This is a genomic window from Hyphomicrobiales bacterium, assembly GCA_016125495.1.
Classification (GTDB): domain Bacteria; phylum Pseudomonadota; class Alphaproteobacteria; order Rhizobiales; family RI-29; genus RI-29.
The window spans coordinates 127,944-143,038 of the sequence record WGLQ01000012.1; the positions used below are offsets into that span (position 1 = coordinate 127,944).

Genomic DNA, 15,095 nt, shown 5'->3' on the forward strand with positions numbered 1-15,095 from the left:
TGGGACCATGGTCGCCCGCCCGGCCCTCCTCGAGGCCGCTCTCTATGCCGATGATCTCGATGCAGCCGAGCGCTTCTATGCCGGAGTGCTCGGCCTCGAGGTGGTGGTTCGTTCGTCCGGCCGCCATGTTTTCTTCCGCCTCGAGGGCGCCATGCTGCTGGTCTTCGACCCTGCCGGATCGGCGGCCGTTCCGGGCGACGCGCGACTTCCGGTGCCGCCGCATGGAGCGAACGGCCCGGGCCACGTCTGCCTTGCCGCGAGCGCGGCGGAAATCGAGGGCTGGCGGCACAAGCTGACGGCGGCCGGCGTGGCGATCGAGGCCGATTTCGATTGGCCGGGGGGTGGCCGCTCGATCTATTTTCGCGACCCGGCTGGCAATTCGATCGAGATCGCCGAGCCACGCATCTGGGGCTTTTCATGAGTTCGGGAAATTTCGCTCCGCTCCGCTCCGGCCAGAGGCTGCTCGTTGCCAGCCACAACCCCGGCAAGGTCCGCGAGATCCGCGACCTCGTCACCCCCTATGGCCTGGAAGCCGTTTCGGCCGAAGCCCTCGGCTTGCCGGAGCCCGATGAGACCGAGGAGACGTTTTCCGGCAATGCGCGTCTCAAGGCCGTTGCGGCGGCGGTGGCATCGGGCCTACCCGCGCTCGCCGACGATTCGGGCCTCGAAGTCGCCTGTCTGGACGGTGCACCGGGCATCTATTCGGCGCGCTGGGCGGGGCCGGGCAAGGACTTCGCATTCGCCATGGCGAAGGTCCGGGAGGCCGTCACTGCGCGCCTCGGCTGGGAGCCGCCCGGGCCCATTGCCAACTTCACCTGCGCCCTCTGCCTCGCCCTGCCGGATGCCGGCGACAGGGTCTTCGAGGGAAAGGTCTTCGGTCACCTGGTCTGGCCGCCGCGGGGTGCCAACGGTTTCGGCTATGACCCGATGTTCGTGGCCGAAGGCATGCGCGAGACGTTCGGAGAGCTGGAGCCCGCCCGCAAGCACGCCATCAGCCACCGCGCCGCCGCCTTCCGAAAGTTCGTCGCGAACGCCCTGGGCGACCATGGTTGAGCCGGTTCATCGCGGCACCTTCACCGCGTCCCGCCGGTCGTCCGAGGCCGGCGCCCCATCGCCCGACGATCCGGGCTTCGGCATCTATGTCCATTGGCCGTTCTGCGCCTCCAAATGCCCCTACTGCGACTTCAACAGCCACGTCCGCCGCACACCGCTCGAGCACGACCGATTTCGCAGCGCCTACCTCGCCGAACTGTCGACGCTCGCCGGGCGCAGTCGGGCGAGGGCGGTCACCAGCATCTTCTTCGGAGGTGGCACGCCGTCGCTCATGGAGCCGGCCACCGTCGCGGCGGTGATCGACGCGGTTGCGGATCGTTTCGGGCTCGCTTCGGGCGCGGAGATCACCCTCGAGGCCAATCCCTCGAGCGTCGAGGCGGGCCGCTTTGCTGGTTATCGGACCGCCGGCGTCAACCGCGTCTCGCTCGGCATCCAGGCGCTGGTCGACGCGGACCTCGCGCGGCTCGGCCGGCTGCACACCGCGAGCGAGGCGCGTGCCGCCATGGCCGTCGCGCTGACGACCTTCGAGCGCGTTTCTTTCGATCTCATCTACGCCCGGCCGGGTCAGACGCCCGAAGCCTGGGCGCGTGAACTCACCGAGGCCCTCGATATGGCGGCCGGCCATCTTTCGCTCTACCAGCTCACCATCGAGCCCGGTACGCCGTTCGAGGCGCTGCACGCCGCGGGCCGCCTTGTCGTGCCGGATCCGGAAAGCGCGGCTGGGCTTTACGAATTGACCGGCGAGTTGACCACCGCCGCCGGTCTCGAGGCCTATGAGGTCTCGAACTACGCGCGCCCCGGCCAGGAGAGCCGGCACAACCTGCTCTATTGGCGCAATGGCGCCTACATCGGCATCGGCCCTGGTGCCCATGGTCGGCTGGAACGCGCAGGCCCCGCCCCTCATGGCCGCGTCGCCACCGAAAGCGAGCGCCAGCCCGAGCGCTGGCTGACGCGTGTCGAGGAGGTCGGTCATGGCGTCACCCGTGAGGCGGAATTGACGTCCTCGGAAATGGCCGACGAGATGTTGGTGATGGGCCTGCGGCTCACCGAGGGGATTTCGCTCGCCCGCCTCGCGGAGATCTCCGGGCTGGCGCTCGCCCCGGCGTTTCTCGGCAACCTCGAGCGCCAGGGCTTGGTGAATTGGGATCGCGCGGCGGGCCGGCTCGCGGCAACCCCATCCGGTTTGCTCGTTCTGGACAGCCTGCTGGTCGAGCTTTCCCGTGGGCTGCGCCCGGTACCGCCGCCCGCGCCCGCCGTCTGATTGCTCGCCGTCCTAGTAGGTGGCCGGTGCCGCGGGCACCCCGGAATAGAGCGCCGGACCGAACGACGTCGGCGCGGGATCGACGAGACGCGGTCCGAACTTCTGCACCTCGAGAACGGCGAGGCCGCGATCGGACGTGCCCTCGGCGGTCAGCCGGAACAGGCCGTCGATCCCGGCAAACCCGCTCGGCCGCGTCAGGTTGGCGGCGGTGAAGCGCTGGCCGGCGGGGTTGGCCGAGAGTGCAATGGCGAGGCTGACGGCGTCGTGCGCGACACTGGCGATGCGCGGCGGCACGCTGCCATAGGTGGCACTGAAGCGGCTCGTGAATTCGCGCCAGCCATCGGGATCGGGCGCCGGATACCATGCGCCGACGAGTGCCTCCTGCTGGCCGACCGCCGGGAAGTCCCAATCGCTCGTGCCGATGAGGCGCAGCTTGCGCGTGTCGATGTCGTTGTAGGGCAACAGGGTGGCGAGGGTCGGCAAGCTGTCCTGACCGCCCGCGATGAGCAGCACGTCTACGGGGCGTCCGCTGTTGCTGGCCCTGGTCATGGTGTCTTTGACGCGCTTGACCGGATCGAGCATGCCGTTGGCGTCGAGCGGGTAGCTCTGCACCGTGGCGACCGTACCGCCGTTTCGCCGCACCGCGATGTCGAGGGCGGCGGCGAGCCGTTGGCCATATTCGGATTGCGGCAAAAGGGCTGCGTAGTTGCGCCCGCCCTGCTGGCTGGCGAAGCCGACGACCCGCGAGATGTCCTCGCCCGGCATGAAGCTCAGCAGGTAAACCCCGTTGCCGGCGACTGCCCGGTCCGTCGAAAAGGCGATGACCGGCACGTTCGCCGGGCGCGCGACGGCGGCGGCCGCCTCGACGCTCTTTGCGAACAGCGGCCCGATGATGAGTTCGGCGCCCGCCGCGATGGCCTCCTGCGCCGCCTGCCGCGCGCCTTCCGCCGTGCCGGCCGTGTCTTTGGTGAACAGCAGTACGTTCGGGTTGTTCTGCTCGAAGAGCGCGAGTTCCCCAGCTTGCTTGAGGCCTTTGGCCACTTTTCCGGCGGGGCCCGTGGCCGACAGCGGCAGCAGCATGGCCACCTTGACGGGCTGCTGTAGCCCGAGCGCCACCTCGGCCCCGCTGGGCGGCGCCACGTTGGCGGTGCTGCTCGAGGGTTGGTTGACGCCGGGGCCGCTTACGGCACATGCCGCGAGCACGACACCGGCCACGCCGACGGCGACAACGGCACGCGCGCGCATCATGCACGCCCGGACGCCGGACGCTGCTGCGCGCGCGAGGTCCGCCGCGCGATTGCGTGGGCGCACTCCAGCGGTCATGAGGCGCACGAGATGCATTGCGATCACCCGTCCCCAAGGATCGACGCGACAGTTCCGTTGGCCTCTCGTGGTGAGCTAGCCGCTTTGCGGCCTGCTTGCCAATTGTGACCACGCCCAGCTAGCACCATTTGGCCGGCGAGCGTGGCCAAAAAACGGTCACGCCCGAGGCCTGGATGCATCAGCGACCATTTCAATCGCGCAGATTCGGCTTGTACGTTCAATATCGAAGGTAGGAACAACTCGATTGCCCGTACGCGAAACCGCAAAGCCGCCGCGCCCACGCGGCCATTGCGCCACATCGTGCGGCGGACCTGGAGTGCCGATATGAGCGAGGAGACCGGCAATGCTCCGGCGTCGGACTCTGTGACCGATGGCTCCGCCGCGTCGTTTGCGCCTGGAACGCGGGAGGCGCGGGCGCTGGCCGCCGCTGCCCGCCTACTCACCATCCAGCTCCTGCGGCCGCCCGCGCCGGGTCTGCACCTCGTTGCCACTCCCATCGGCAATCTCGGCGACATCACCTTGCGCGCCATCGCCGTCATGGCGCTCGCCGATTGCCTCTACTGCGAGGATACCCGCCACACCCGCAAGCTCCTCGAGCAATGCGGCATCGATCGCCAGCTCCAGGTCTACGAGGACCATGGTGCCGAGCGTGAGAGGCCTCGCATCCTGGCGGCTCTGGCCAGCGGTGCCTCGGTGGCGTTGGTCTCCGATGCCGGCATGCCGCTCGTCTCCGACCCTGGCTACAAGCTGGTGCGTGAGGCCCTCGCCGCCGGCCATGACGTCAGCGTCGTTCCCGGCGCCTCCTCCGCACTCGCCGCCCTCGTCGTTTCGGGCCTTCCGACCGATCGCTTCATGTTCGAGGGGTTCCTGCCCTCGCGCCAACTCGCCCGGCGTCAGCGCCTCGAGGCGCTGCGCGCGGCCGATCTGCCGGTCATCCTGTTCGAGGCCCCCAATCGCCTCGCAGCGCTCCTGGCCGACGGCCGCGAAATCCTCGGCGACCACCGCACCGCCGCTGTCGCCCGCGAGTTGACCAAGCGCTTCGAGGAGGTGCGTCGCGGCTCGCTCGCCGAACTCGCCGAATGGGCCTCGGCGACGCCACCGCGCGGAGAGGTCTGTGTCGTCCTCGGTCCCGCCGTCCCGGGCGAGGTGACGGATGCGATGATCCGCGAGCGGCTCGCCGCCATGCCGGCCGACCTCTCGCAACGTGATGCTGTCCGCCTCGTCGCCGCCGACCTCGGCGTGTCGCGCGGTCGGGTCTACGATCTCAGCCTCGGCAAGGAGGCGCCGCCCGCGCCGGGCGCCGCGCCTGTGGCCGGTCCACCCCCCATTGCAGACCTGCCACCCTCTGGCCCGCGCCCGTCGCGAATGCGCGGGCGCTCGAAGGACCGATGAGCGGCCCGGACCCGCGGGAGCGGCCCGGGTGGGGGGCCGAACGGCTCGCCGAGCGCCGCCGGCGCTACCGGGTGGGCCTTGCGGCCGAATGGCTGGCGGTGCTGCTGCTGACCTGCAAGGGCTACCGCATCCTCGCGCGCCGCCATCGCACGCCGGTCGGCGAGATCGACATCGTCGCGCGGCGTGGGACCACCATAGCCTTCGTCGAGGTCAAGCGCCGTGACAGCGAAGAAGCTGCCATAGCCGCATTCACGCCGCGCCAGGCGCGCCGGCTGGTGCGCGCCGCCGAACACTATCTGGCGGGCCGTCCGCGCCTTTCCCACCTCGCACCGCGCTTCGATCTGGTGACGGCGCGGCCGGGCCGGCTGCCGTCTCATCGCGCGGGCTTCATCGGTGCCTTCGATCGCTCGGGGCTCGATGGCGTTTGACATTGTCGCTGGGCGCGCGTTTCGTCCCGCGACCGGGCAGCCGCGCGCCGTTGCTGGGCGTGTCGGCAGCATTTCGCAAGGACAGGGATCGGGGAGGTGGCAATGGGTTTGCGCGTCGGTGTTCAGATGGACCCCATCGAGCGGATCGCGATCACTGGCGATTCGACGTTCGCGATGATGCTGGAGGCCCAGGCGCGCGGACACGAACTCTTCTACTTCCAGCCGGCCACTGTCACGCTGGACCAGGGTCGGTTGATGGCGACCGGCTCGAACGTGCTGGTTCGCGACGTCGTCGGCTCCCATGCCAGTCTCGCCGAGCCCCGGCGCCAGGATCTCGGCGCTCTCGACGTCGTCCTGCTCCGCCAGGACCCTCCTTTCGACATGTCCTACATCACCAACACCCACCTGCTCGGGCGCATTCATCCCCGCACGCTCGTGGTCAACGACCCGGCTCACGTGCGCAACGCACCCGAAAAACTTTTCGTCCTCGATTTCGCCGATCTGATGCCCCCGACCATGGTGACGCGGAGCCTCGAGGAGGTGCGCCGCTTTCGCGACCGCCACGGCGACATCATCGTCAAGCCGCTCTACGGCAACGGTGGCGCCGGCGTTTTTCGACTCGCGTCGGAGGATTCCAATCTCAATGCGCTCGTCGAGTTGTTCCAGTCCATGTCGCGCGAGCCCTTCATGGTGCAGCAGTACCGGCCGGAGGTGCGCGACGGCGACAAGCGGATCATTCTCGTCGACGGAGAGTTCGCGGGCGCCATCAACCGCGTTCCCGCGAGTGGGGAGACGCGCTCCAACATGCACGTCGGCGGTCGTCCCGAGCCCATCGCGTTGACGGCACGCGACGAGGAGATTTGCCTTCGCCTCGGTCCGGCGTTGCGTGAGCGCGGCCTCCTCTTCACCGGCATCGACGTCATCGGCGATTACCTGACGGAGATCAATGTCACGTCGCCGACAGGAATTCGCGAGGTCAAGCGCTTCGGCGGCAACGACATCGCGGCCATGATCTGGGATGCCATCGAGCGCCGCCGCGCGGCCGCCTGAGGGCGGCTCGCCGAAAGCTTGGGGGGGGATTGTTGTCCCTTGGAGCGACCCGGCGGCCCCCGCCCGTTGTCGAGGCAGGCGTCAGCCAGCTTCGCCCCGCAGTGGACGGGCAAGGAGCGCCCCGATCGCGCCGTCGACGTTGATCTCTCCGCGAACCAACATGGCGACCGCCGCGGTGATCGGCAGATCGAGCCCGAGCTTGCGGGCCATGGCATCGGCCGCCAGCGCCGTCGCCACCCCTTCGCTCACCGCGCGCCGCGCCCCGAGCACCTCCTCGAGCCCGCGCCCCTCGGCCAGCGCGAGCCCGAGCGACATGTTGCGCGATTTGGCATTCGAGCACGTCAGCATGAGGTCGCCGAGCCCGGCGAGCCCGGTGAGCGTGTCCGCCCGCGCCCCGAGCGCGCAGGCGAGCCGGCTCAATTCGGCGAACCCGCGCGTGACGAGGCCGGCGTGCGCGCTGGCCCCGAGATGTCGTCCGGCCACGATGCCGGCGGCGATCGCGAGCACGTTCTTGAGCGCGCCCGCGACCTCGACACCGACGACGTCGTCCGTCCAGTAGATGCGCAGTGACGGACTTGCCATGGCGTGCGCGAGCTTGGCTGCAAGCTCCGCGTCCCGGCTGGCCAGTGTCACCGCCGCCGGCAGCCCGCGTGCCACTTCGTCGGCAAAGCTCGGCCCCGAGAGCACCGCGTATCGCCCCGCCGGCAGGCACTCTGCGACGACCTCGTGCATGAGCTTGCCGCTCGCCACCTCGATGCCCTTGGCGCATCCGACGAGCGGTGTGCCGTCCGACAGGATCGCGGCGAGCACGTCCGTCGCGACCGAGCGCATGTGCTGGGCCGGCATGGCCAGCAGCAGGACATCGAGCCCGGCGAGCGCGCGCGCCTCGCTCGTTGCGCGGATGTTCGCAGCGATCCCGACGTCCGGCAGGTGATCGCTGTGCCCGCTCTCGCGAATGCGGGCGGCATGTTCCTCGTGCCGCGTCCAGAGTGTCACCTGCCGGCCCGCCCGTGCCAGCGAAATGGCGAGCGCCGTGCCCCACGCACCGGCCCCGACCACGCCGACGCGTGTGAACCCGGTCGTTTCGGACGCCCCCGCCGAACTTTCCGTGCCTTGGCTCACGTCGCCACCCCGCTGACGAATTGCGCTTCATCGAGCGGCCAACGCGCACGTGCCGGCACCTCGAGGCCATCCACCCAACCGCGAGCGAGACGTTCGGCGCCCGCCCATGCGATCATTACCCCGTTGTCGGTGCAGAGGCGGGCCGGCGGCACGGCGATGGAAAAGCCGAACCGCGCTGCGAGCGCCGCGAGCGCCGATGCCATTGCCCGGTTCGCCGCCACCCCGCCAGCGACCACGAGCTGCAAGTGTCGCCCCTCGCCCCGGCTCCTGGTGTAAATCTCCATTCCGTTCGCCACGCGATCCATCACTGTTTCGATCGCCGCCGCCTGGAACGCGGCACAGAGGTCGCGCGCCGTCGCCTCGTCGATCGGCTGCAGGGTCTCGGCGATCTGGCGCACCGCCGTCTTGAGGCCGGCGAACGAGAAGTCGGCCCCCGGCCGGCCCTTCAGCGGCCTCGGCAAGGCGAACCGGTCGGCCGTACCCGATACGGCCAGCCGCTCCACCGCCGGGCCGCCCGGATAACCGAGCCCGAGCATCTTGGCGGTCTTGTCGAAGGCCTCGCCGAGCGCATCGTCGATGGTGCCGCCGATCCTGCGATAGCGCCCGATGTCCTCGACCGCGAGCAGTTGCGTGTGGCCTCCCGAGACCAGCAGCAGCAGGTAGGGTGGCCGCACCCCTTCGCTGAGACCCACCGTCAGTGCGTGCCCCTCGAGGTGGTTGACCGCAACGAGCGGCTTGCCCGCCGCGAGTGCAAGCATCTTGGCGGTCACCAGTCCGACCATGACGCCGCCGATGAGACCGGGTCCCGCCGTCGCCGCGATGCCGTCGAGGTCAGCCAGCGAGACACCAGCCTCGGTCAGCGCCGCGGCCACAACGGTGTCGGTGATCTCGGCATGGGCGCGCGCCGCGATCTCCGGCACCACGCCACCGAACTCGGCATGTGCCGCCACCTGATCGCGCACCACGTTGGAGAGGATCGTACCCCGGCCATGGGCATCGCGCCGCACGACTCCGGCCGCGGTTTCGTCGCAACTCGTCTCGATGCCGAGCACCAGGAGTTCGCGGTTTCTCGTGGTGACGGTCATGGCGTGACGAATCCTTGGTCGTCCGGCGCGATTGCGCAGCCCCTTGCGGTTGCAGGCCGGCGCGCCACGGCGCATTAGTCACCCGTTGGGCTTTGCCGGTCTCACCGGTGAGAGACCTCCGCGGGTGCGCCCGATTGAGCGAGGTAGGATGGATCATGGTCGAACGCAATGCACAGCAGGTACGCATCGGCACGCGCGGCAGCGTCCTGGCGCTGGTCCAGGCCAACGCGGTCCGCGATGCCCTGATCGCAACGGGTGCGATCGGGCCCGAGGCCGTCGAGATCGTCGAGATCAAGACCACGGGAGACCGCATTCTCGATCGTGCCTTGAAGGCGGTCGGCGGCAAGGGCCTCTTCACCAAGGAGATCGAGCAGGCCCTTCTGGACCGCCACATCGACATAGCGGTGCACTCGATGAAGGATATGGCCACGCAGCCGCCGGAAACGCTTTCGATTGCCGCCATGCTGCCGCGTGAGGACGTGCGTGATGCCTTCGTTTCCCCGCTCGCCCGCTCGCTTGCCGACCTGCCTCCCGGGGCGCGCCTCGGCACCGCTTCGCTCCGTCGCCAGGCGCAGGTTCTGCGTCGGCGTCCGGATCTCGAAGTGGTCATGTTCCGCGGCAACGTGCAGACCCGCCTCGCCAAGCTCGAGCGCCGCGAGGCCGATGCAACACTTCTCGCCATCGCCGGCCTGCGCCGCCTCGGAGCAGAGGCCCATGCAGCGAGCGTGCTGAGTGTCGAGGAGATGCTGCCGGCCGTCGCCCAGGGCGCGATCGGTGTGCAGGTCCGCACCGACGACCAGTTCACCGCCGGCCTCGTCGCCCCCCTGGACCATGCCCCGACCAGTGCCGCCGTCGCCGTGGAGCGCCGCTTCCTGGCCGGCCTCGACGGTTCGTGCCACACCCCGATCGCCGGTCTCGCCGTGATCGAGGGCGGTGAGGTCGTTCTGCGCGGCGAAATCCTGTCGCCCGACGGTCGCCAGCACTATGCGGTCGAGCGGCGCGGTCCTCTGGCCGATGGATTGGCACTCGCCGATGCGGCGGCCGACCACCTTCGGATCGCGGCGGGCAGCGCGTTTTTCGAGGCGCTGCGCTCGTGAGGGTTCTGGTGACGCGGCCGGAGCCAGGCGGCTCGAACTTTGCCGGGTTGCTCGAGGCCGGGGGTCACCAGTGCCTCCTCGCACCGATCGCGCGGATCGAGCCTTTGTCCGTAGACCTGCCCAGCCCGACCGACGTCGCCGCCCTCGTTCTGACCAGCGCCAACGGGCTCCTGGCATTTTCCGGGCATGGTGCGATCCCCGAGGCGTTTCTCGGGTTGCCGCTGTTCGCTGTCGGCGACGCCACTGCCGATGCCGCCCGTGCCGCCGGCTTTCGTGCCGTCCGCCCGGGGCCCGGGGACGGCGCCCGCCTCGTCTCGGTCATCCGCGACGAACTCCTGGCCGACCGCGAGGCAAGTCGAGATACCGAGGGCCGCGCAGGGCTCGTCTGTCACCTGACCGGCGACCGTCTCGCCGTCGACGTCACGGCTGCGCTCACCGACGCGGGCATTGCCGCCCGCAGCATCGCGGTCTATCGCACGCGCTACGTTACGACGCTGCCGGACGCCATCGCCACCGCGCTCGACGACGCCGCTCTCGATGCCGTAACCCACTTCTCTGCCGAGGGGGCACGCAGACTGGTTGCGCTGTCGGTCGCATCCGGCCGTGCAGAACAACTGGCCAGCTTGCGGCACTACTGTTTCTCGCCCGCGATCGGCGAAGCACTTGGCCGAGCCCTTGCAGAGCATGTATCGAGGGGGCGCGGTGGGCTATGGATCGCGGTGTCGCAAAAGCCCAACAGTCAAGAACTACTTGCACTGCTGGGTGGCGGCGCGGCAAGATGATCTGAACACAATCCGCTGATATTCGGGCACCGCCCCGCGCGCCCGGAGCCTCCGACGATCGGAGCTTCGAGGCATCGCATTCGGTGCGCTGCCGTGTTCTGGCGCGCCGCGCCGGGGCCGGCGACGAGAGGAAGACGATGGCCAAGCGCACTCCACCGAGACGCCCGTCGGGGCCGCATCAGCAGCGGCCGACGGCGACGATCGATCTGAAGGCCAAGGAGGTTCGCAGCGCGCCGGCCTCATCGGCGGCATCTTCGGCACCTGCGATGGGCGCAGCCTCCTCGGCAACGGCGACCGCCGCGAGCCAAGCGGCGCCGACCGCGACGTCGACGCCTCCGGCCCCCACCTCAACCAGCAAATCCCAGGCATCGGCCATGACCAACCCAACCCCGAGCCGACCGCTCACTTTCGTTGGTGACGCAGGTCACGTCCGCCCCGCAATGCCCTCGGAGCGGGCTTCTGGAGCTGCCGACGCGACGACATCCTCGGCGCGAGCTTCGGCCCCGGCCTCGGCCGTCCCTTCCTCGCCGGCGAGATCGTCGACCGGCGCAACGAGGAGCGCAGCGGACAGCGCCGCCTCCTCCGCCTCGGCGGGCTCTTCTTCGGCTGCCGCTGCCGACGCACCGTCGGGTGGCAATGGCGGCTCGAGCGCGACCACGTCCCCGGCTCCCGCTCGGGCCTCGGGTGGCGGCGTCCTCGGCATGCTGAGCCACCTTGCCGCCGGCATCGTCGGCGCCCTGGCGGTGCTGTTCGGCGCCCAGCATCTGCCAGGTGTCCTTCCGTCCGGCCTTCTTCTGGCGCCGACCGAGGTTGCCGGCGATCCGGCGGAACTGGCCAACCTTCGTTCGACGGTGGCGAACCTCGAGCAGCGTCTGGCCGGGATGTCCGCTCCCGACGGCGATGGCCTCGCCACGATTTCCGGGCGGTTGACTGCCGTCGAACAGCTTGCCGGCGGCCTCGCGGATTTGCAGTCGGGCCAGAAATCGCTCGCCGAGCAGACCGCGGCCTTGGCCCAGCGTCTCGACGGCGCGGCCACCGCGACGCCGGCCGCGTTGCCCACCGACTTCACCGACCGTCTCGCGGCCCTCGAGCAGGCGCTCGCCAAGCTCGGCGAGGCTCCGGCGGCCGCATCGGCCCCCGATGTAGCGCCGCAGTTGGCCGCCCTCGGTGGCCGGATCAACGACTTTTCCGTCGCGCTCGACACGCGAACCGAAGCCTTGCGCGCCGAGGTCGGCGAGCGGCTGACAGCCTTCGAGGGGCGCCTATCCGGGGAAGTGACCGCGCTGCGCGCGGCGGGCGAGGCGCGCCTCGAGGCGATCGAGACGCTGAAGGCCGGTGACCGTCGGCTCGGACTCGACATCGAGGCGATCAAGTCGGGCACCGAAGCTCTCACCAGCCGCCTCGACCGGGTCGCCGCCGCACAGGACGAGCAGAGCGCTGGCATGCGCACCGTCACCGAGCAGGTCCAGCGCGTCGAAACGGCCGTGACGGCCTTCTCCGACACCATGGAGAAGACGCTGGCCGGCTTTGCGACCGACGACAAGGTGCAGGCTGCGATCGCCCCGTTGGCGATCCGGGTCGGACAAATGGCCGCCGATGTCGGGCGTGTGGTGGAGAACGAGAGCCTGCGTCAGCAGTCCAGCCGCCAGATCGTCCTCGCCCTCGAACTCGCCGACCTGCGCCGCGCCCTGGCGCGTGGCGAACCGGCCGGCCCGATCCTCGCGCGCGTCAAGGAGTGGGCGCCCGCCGATCTCGATCTCTCCGGCCTCGAAGGCATTGCCAGCTCCGGTGCGCCGAGCCCCGTCGAACTCCAGCGTGCGTTCCCGGACATGGCACGCGCGGCACTCGATGCCGAGCAGGCCGCGAGCGGTGACGGCAGCGTCGTCGGCCAGCTCTGGTCCGGTGCCCGCTCCCTGGTCAAGGTGCGACGCACGGGTGATATCGCGGGCGACGGAACCGAGGCTGTGGTCGCACGCATGGAGACACGCCTTGGCGCGGGCGATCTCGCCGGCGCGCTCGAGGAAGCGGCCGGCCTCCAGGGGCCCGCCCGCGAGGCGATCGCTTCCTGGCTTGCCCAGCTCGAGTCGCGCGTCGCGGTCGACAAGGCGATGGCCGATATCGAAGCCCGCCTGAAACAGCGCCTGGCCGGCGCCCCAGCGAACTGATGGGCCGGCGTCGTGCGGGCGAACCGGCTGGCGGGTGGAAGCCGAGCTACGATTTGATGGTGGTCCGATGATCAGACTGATCGCATTTTTTGTCGCCGTGGCCGCTATCGCCTACGGCATGTCCTGGCTGGCCGATCGCCCGGGCAACCTCGTGATCGACTGGCAAGGCTACGAGGTCACCGTTCCGCTGATGAACGCGGTCATCGCGCTGCTCGTCCTTGTCGGCGGTTCCATTCTGTTCTGGTCGATATTGCAGCGGCTGCTGACCAGTCCCGGCCAGATCCTCGACCTGTTGCGGCGGCGCAAGCAGACCAAGGGCATGGACGCGCTCTCCACGGGCATCATCGCGGTCGGGGCTGGCGACCGCGAGCTCGCCATGCGCTACGCCCAGCAGGCCCGCCGCACACTCCCGCACGAGCCGCTGACCGACCTCCTGCGTGCCCAGGCAGCGCAATTGTCAGGCGACGAGATTACTGCGCATCGCATCTACGAGGCCATGCTCGGCGATCCCAACACCGAGCTACTCGGACTTCGCGGCCTTTTCCTTGAGGCCAAGCAGCAGAACGCCGACGAGGCGGCCCGCCAGTTCGCCGAGCGGGCCATGCGCATCAATCCGAAGCTGGAATGGCCCATCGCGGCGCTGTTCGACATCCAGTGCCGTGAAGGGCGCTGGGCCGAAGCGCTCGAAACCCTCGCCGTCGCGCAGCGCAGCGGGCACATCACCAAGGACGTCGCCAAGCGCCGTCGTGCCGTGCTTCTCACGGCCCAGGCGCAGCGCCAGGAAGACCAGGACATCGACGAGGCGATGCGTCTCGCCACCGAGGCCCACAAGCTCGCCCCCGATCTCGTTCCGGCCGGCGAGATCGCCGGTCGTCTTCTCGCCAGTCGGGGCCACACCGCCAAGGCCGCCAGCATCCTGCAGGCGACATGGAAGGCCGCGCCCCACCCCGATCTCGCGCTCGCCTATGCGTTCGCGCGGCCGGGTGACTCGCCAAAGGATCGCCTGCGGCGTGTCAAGGAGCTGACGGCCCTTCGCCTGCACGAACTCGAGGCGCCGATCGCCGTTGCGGTCGCGGCCGTCGAGGCACACGATTGGCAGGCCGCCCGCCACGCATTGCGTCCGCTGCTCGACCGCCGCCTGACCAAGCGTGTTTGCACGTTGATGGCGCGCATCGAGGGGGGCGAATTCGGCGACCGCGGCAAGGTGCGCGAATGGATCGCCCGCGCGGTGAACGCGCCGCGCGATCCCGCCTGGATCGCCGACGGTGTCGTCTCGGACCATTGGGCGCCCGTATCGCCGGTGACCGGGCGACTCGACGCTTTCGAGTGGCGCACGCCCACCGAGGCGCTCGACAAGTCCCGCCAGGCCCTGATGATGGAAGAGTTGGTGCCCTTGGCCGCCGCCGCCGGCGGGCTGCTCGATGATGCCGGAATGGGTCAGCGCAACGGGAGCAACGGCGGCCACGCCAAATCCACCGCCGCCGTGCCCGAAGCCGACGTCGAGGTCGTCGAGGTGGAGCCGGAAGGGGGGCCTGCGAGCGGTTCGGGTCCGAGCGCGAAGGATTTCGCTGTCTCGACCGGTCGGGCTGCGCGCACGGCGACCGGCTGACGTCGCGCACCGACGGGGGTTCGCCCGGGCTGGACCGCCGTACCGGGCGGTGCTTGGCCTTGCCCGCCATGCCGGCGGTTACGTCTTGCGCGATGGGGGCGAAGAAGCTAAGCACCCGCGATGCGCGCCGCCGAAGCTCCGGCGTGCGCCCGACGTGGGGCCGCCACGGCCCGACCGCCGCTTTAGCTCAGTTGGTAGAGCACATCATTCGTAATGATGGGGTCGTCAGTTCGAGTCTGACAAGCGGCACCATTTTTCCCACGACGAAGCCAACCGACGGCCGAGTTCCGATCGCCGACCCCGACCCTCTCGGCGTGGAACACGGCGCCCGCTGTGCATTGGCTCTCGCGCTTCCATTCGCGCGCGTGTCGGAGCATCATGGCAACCACGAGTGCGAAACCGACACGAACCATGGGGAGCGGCCATGAGAGTGCGTGGGTGGTGGCGGAGTGGGTTGGCCCGATCGACGGCGCTCGTCCCTGAGCCGCGTCGCAGACCCTCGGAATCTCGCCGCATCGCAGGCCATGCGGGGTGGGCCCTTCTCACGGCCGTCACCATCGCCGTCGCAATTGCTGGCCCCGGTCGTTCCGAGGCCCAGCAGCTCGTGGGTTCGCCGCGCGCGGACTTCGGCAAGGTCGTGCTCTCGGACCGCCAGGCGGCCGCCGGCGGTGCCACCTTCGAGGCCAACATCGGGGCCTACAACAACGAGCCCGTCGCGAATTATGGTC

At 69.8% G+C, this 15,095-nt stretch carries 15 protein-coding genes and 1 tRNA gene; 11 read left to right on the forward strand and 5 right to left on the reverse strand.

Annotated features, from left to right (window positions below; genetic code table 11):
- Nucleotides 1-7: 7 nt before the first annotated feature.
- From GC150_11105 to GC150_11115, 3 genes are read left to right on the forward strand one after another with little or no spacing between them, the layout of a single operon-like run.
- Entirely contained in the window at nucleotides 8-421 is a 414-nt protein-coding gene (locus tag GC150_11105) for a glyoxalase/bleomycin resistance/extradiol dioxygenase family protein (GenBank protein ID MBI1385448.1), read from the forward strand.
- Nucleotides 418-1,053: a non-canonical purine NTP pyrophosphatase gene (locus tag GC150_11110; GenBank protein MBI1385449.1), complete on the forward strand. Its 636-nt coding sequence runs from the start codon at nucleotides 418-420 to the stop codon at nucleotides 1,051-1,053. The genes GC150_11105 and GC150_11110 overlap by 4 nt, the downstream gene beginning before the upstream one ends.
- Entirely contained in the window at nucleotides 1,046-2,314 is a 1,269-nt protein-coding gene (locus GC150_11115; GenBank protein ID MBI1385450.1) for a coproporphyrinogen III oxidase, read from the forward strand. Before GC150_11110 ends, GC150_11115 begins: the two co-directional genes overlap by 8 nt.
- A gap of 12 nt (nucleotides 2,315-2,326) precedes the next feature.
- On the opposite strand, the gene GC150_11120 is transcribed toward GC150_11115, so the two are convergent.
- Complete coding sequence (locus GC150_11120; GenBank protein ID MBI1385451.1) at nucleotides 2,327-3,655, reverse strand: ABC transporter substrate-binding protein; 1,329 nt, start codon at nucleotides 3,653-3,655, stop codon at nucleotides 2,327-2,329.
- A 306-nt stretch (nucleotides 3,656-3,961) separates the two neighbouring features.
- On the opposite strand from GC150_11120, the gene rsmI reads away from it, so the two are divergent.
- The 3 genes from rsmI to gshB all read left to right on the forward strand — a co-directional run bounded on the left by rsmI (nucleotide 3,962) and on the right by gshB (nucleotide 6,507).
- On the forward strand, nucleotides 3,962-5,029 hold the full coding sequence (rsmI, locus tag GC150_11125; GenBank protein MBI1385452.1) for a 16S rRNA (cytidine(1402)-2'-O)-methyltransferase: 1,068 nt from the start codon (nucleotides 3,962-3,964) through the stop codon (nucleotides 5,027-5,029).
- On the forward strand, nucleotides 5,026-5,457 hold the full coding sequence (locus tag GC150_11130) for a YraN family protein (protein ID MBI1385453.1): 432 nt from the start codon (nucleotides 5,026-5,028) through the stop codon (nucleotides 5,455-5,457). The genes rsmI and GC150_11130 overlap by 4 nt, the downstream gene beginning before the upstream one ends.
- A 102-nt stretch (nucleotides 5,458-5,559) precedes the next feature.
- Complete coding sequence (gshB, locus tag GC150_11135) at nucleotides 5,560-6,507, forward strand: glutathione synthase (GenBank protein ID MBI1385454.1); 948 nt, start codon at nucleotides 5,560-5,562, stop codon at nucleotides 6,505-6,507.
- 81 nt (nucleotides 6,508-6,588) lie between these two features.
- On the opposite strand, the gene GC150_11140 is transcribed toward gshB, so the two are convergent.
- Nucleotides 6,589-7,629 carry an NAD(P)H-dependent glycerol-3-phosphate dehydrogenase gene (locus GC150_11140; GenBank protein MBI1385455.1) on the reverse strand — a complete coding sequence of 347 codons (1,041 nt, stop codon included), beginning with the start codon at nucleotides 7,627-7,629 and terminating at the stop codon, nucleotides 6,589-6,591.
- A complete protein-coding gene (gene tsaD / locus GC150_11145) occupies nucleotides 7,626-8,714 on the reverse strand; it encodes a tRNA (adenosine(37)-N6)-threonylcarbamoyltransferase complex transferase subunit TsaD (protein ID MBI1385456.1) in 1,089 nt (362 codons plus the stop codon). Before tsaD ends, GC150_11140 begins: the two co-directional genes overlap by 4 nt.
- Nucleotides 8,715-8,869: 155 nt before the next feature.
- Between tsaD and hemC the strand changes: the two genes are divergently transcribed.
- Nucleotides 8,870-9,811 carry a hydroxymethylbilane synthase gene (hemC, locus tag GC150_11150; GenBank protein ID MBI1385457.1) on the forward strand — a complete coding sequence of 314 codons (942 nt, stop codon included), beginning with the start codon at nucleotides 8,870-8,872 and terminating at the stop codon, nucleotides 9,809-9,811.
- Nucleotides 9,733-10,593, forward strand: a complete 861-nt coding sequence (locus tag GC150_11155; protein MBI1385458.1) for a hypothetical protein — start codon at nucleotides 9,733-9,735, stop codon at nucleotides 10,591-10,593. The genes hemC and GC150_11155 overlap by 79 nt, the downstream gene beginning before the upstream one ends.
- 178 nt (nucleotides 10,594-10,771) lie before the next feature.
- Here GC150_11155 and GC150_11160 read toward each other — a convergent pair whose 3' ends face one another.
- Both GC150_11160 and GC150_11165 read right to left on the reverse strand, forming a co-directional pair.
- Entirely contained in the window at nucleotides 10,772-10,969 is a 198-nt protein-coding gene (locus GC150_11160) for a hypothetical protein (GenBank protein MBI1385459.1), read from the reverse strand.
- Between the two features lie 48 nt (nucleotides 10,970-11,017).
- Complete coding sequence (locus GC150_11165) at nucleotides 11,018-11,296, reverse strand: hypothetical protein (protein ID MBI1385460.1); 279 nt, start codon at nucleotides 11,294-11,296, stop codon at nucleotides 11,018-11,020.
- Between GC150_11165 and GC150_11170 the strand changes: the two genes are divergently transcribed.
- The 3 genes from GC150_11170 to GC150_11180 all read left to right on the forward strand — a co-directional run bounded on the left by GC150_11170 (nucleotide 11,295) and on the right by GC150_11180 (nucleotide 14,619).
- Entirely contained in the window at nucleotides 11,295-12,758 is a 1,464-nt protein-coding gene (locus GC150_11170; protein MBI1385461.1) for a hypothetical protein, read from the forward strand. The two genes, GC150_11165 and GC150_11170, sit on opposite strands and share 2 nt — an antisense overlap.
- A gap of 67 nt (nucleotides 12,759-12,825) precedes the next feature.
- A complete protein-coding gene (locus GC150_11175) occupies nucleotides 12,826-14,367 on the forward strand; it encodes a heme biosynthesis protein HemY (protein ID MBI1385462.1) in 1,542 nt (513 codons plus the stop codon).
- A 176-nt stretch (nucleotides 14,368-14,543) separates the two neighbouring features.
- Nucleotides 14,544-14,619 (forward strand) — tRNA-Thr (locus tag GC150_11180).
- Nucleotides 14,620-15,095 lie beyond the last annotated feature (476 nt).

Excerpts from the sequence above, each read along its gene's own strand:
- GC150_11105 (MBI1385448.1), top strand. The coding sequence starts at position 8 with ATGGTCGCCCGCCCGGCCCTCCTCGAGGCCGCTCTCTATGCCGATGAT.
- GC150_11110 (MBI1385449.1), top strand. The coding sequence starts at position 418 with ATGAGTTCGGGAAATTTCGCTCCGCTCCGCTCCGGCCAGAGGCTGCTC.
- GC150_11115 (MBI1385450.1), top strand. The coding sequence starts at position 1,046 with ATGGTTGAGCCGGTTCATCGCGGCACCTTCACCGCGTCCCGCCGGTCG.
- GC150_11120 (MBI1385451.1), bottom strand. The coding sequence starts at position 3,655 with ATGCATCTCGTGCGCCTCATGACCGCTGGAGTGCGCCCACGCAATCGC.
- rsmI (MBI1385452.1), top strand. The coding sequence starts at position 3,962 with ATGAGCGAGGAGACCGGCAATGCTCCGGCGTCGGACTCTGTGACCGAT.
- GC150_11130 (MBI1385453.1), top strand. The coding sequence starts at position 5,026 with ATGAGCGGCCCGGACCCGCGGGAGCGGCCCGGGTGGGGGGCCGAACGG.
- gshB (MBI1385454.1), top strand. The coding sequence starts at position 5,560 with ATGGGTTTGCGCGTCGGTGTTCAGATGGACCCCATCGAGCGGATCGCG.
- tsaD (MBI1385456.1), bottom strand. The coding sequence starts at position 8,714 with ATGACCGTCACCACGAGAAACCGCGAACTCCTGGTGCTCGGCATCGAG.
- hemC (MBI1385457.1), top strand. The coding sequence starts at position 8,870 with ATGGTCGAACGCAATGCACAGCAGGTACGCATCGGCACGCGCGGCAGC.
- GC150_11160 (MBI1385459.1), bottom strand. The coding sequence starts at position 10,969 with ATGGCCGATGCCTGGGATTTGCTGGTTGAGGTGGGGGCCGGAGGCGTC.
- GC150_11170 (MBI1385461.1), top strand. The coding sequence starts at position 11,295 with ATGCTGAGCCACCTTGCCGCCGGCATCGTCGGCGCCCTGGCGGTGCTG.
- GC150_11165 (MBI1385460.1), bottom strand. The coding sequence starts at position 11,296 with ATGCCGAGGACGCCGCCACCCGAGGCCCGAGCGGGAGCCGGGGACGTG.
- GC150_11175 (MBI1385462.1), top strand. The coding sequence starts at position 12,826 with ATGATCAGACTGATCGCATTTTTTGTCGCCGTGGCCGCTATCGCCTAC.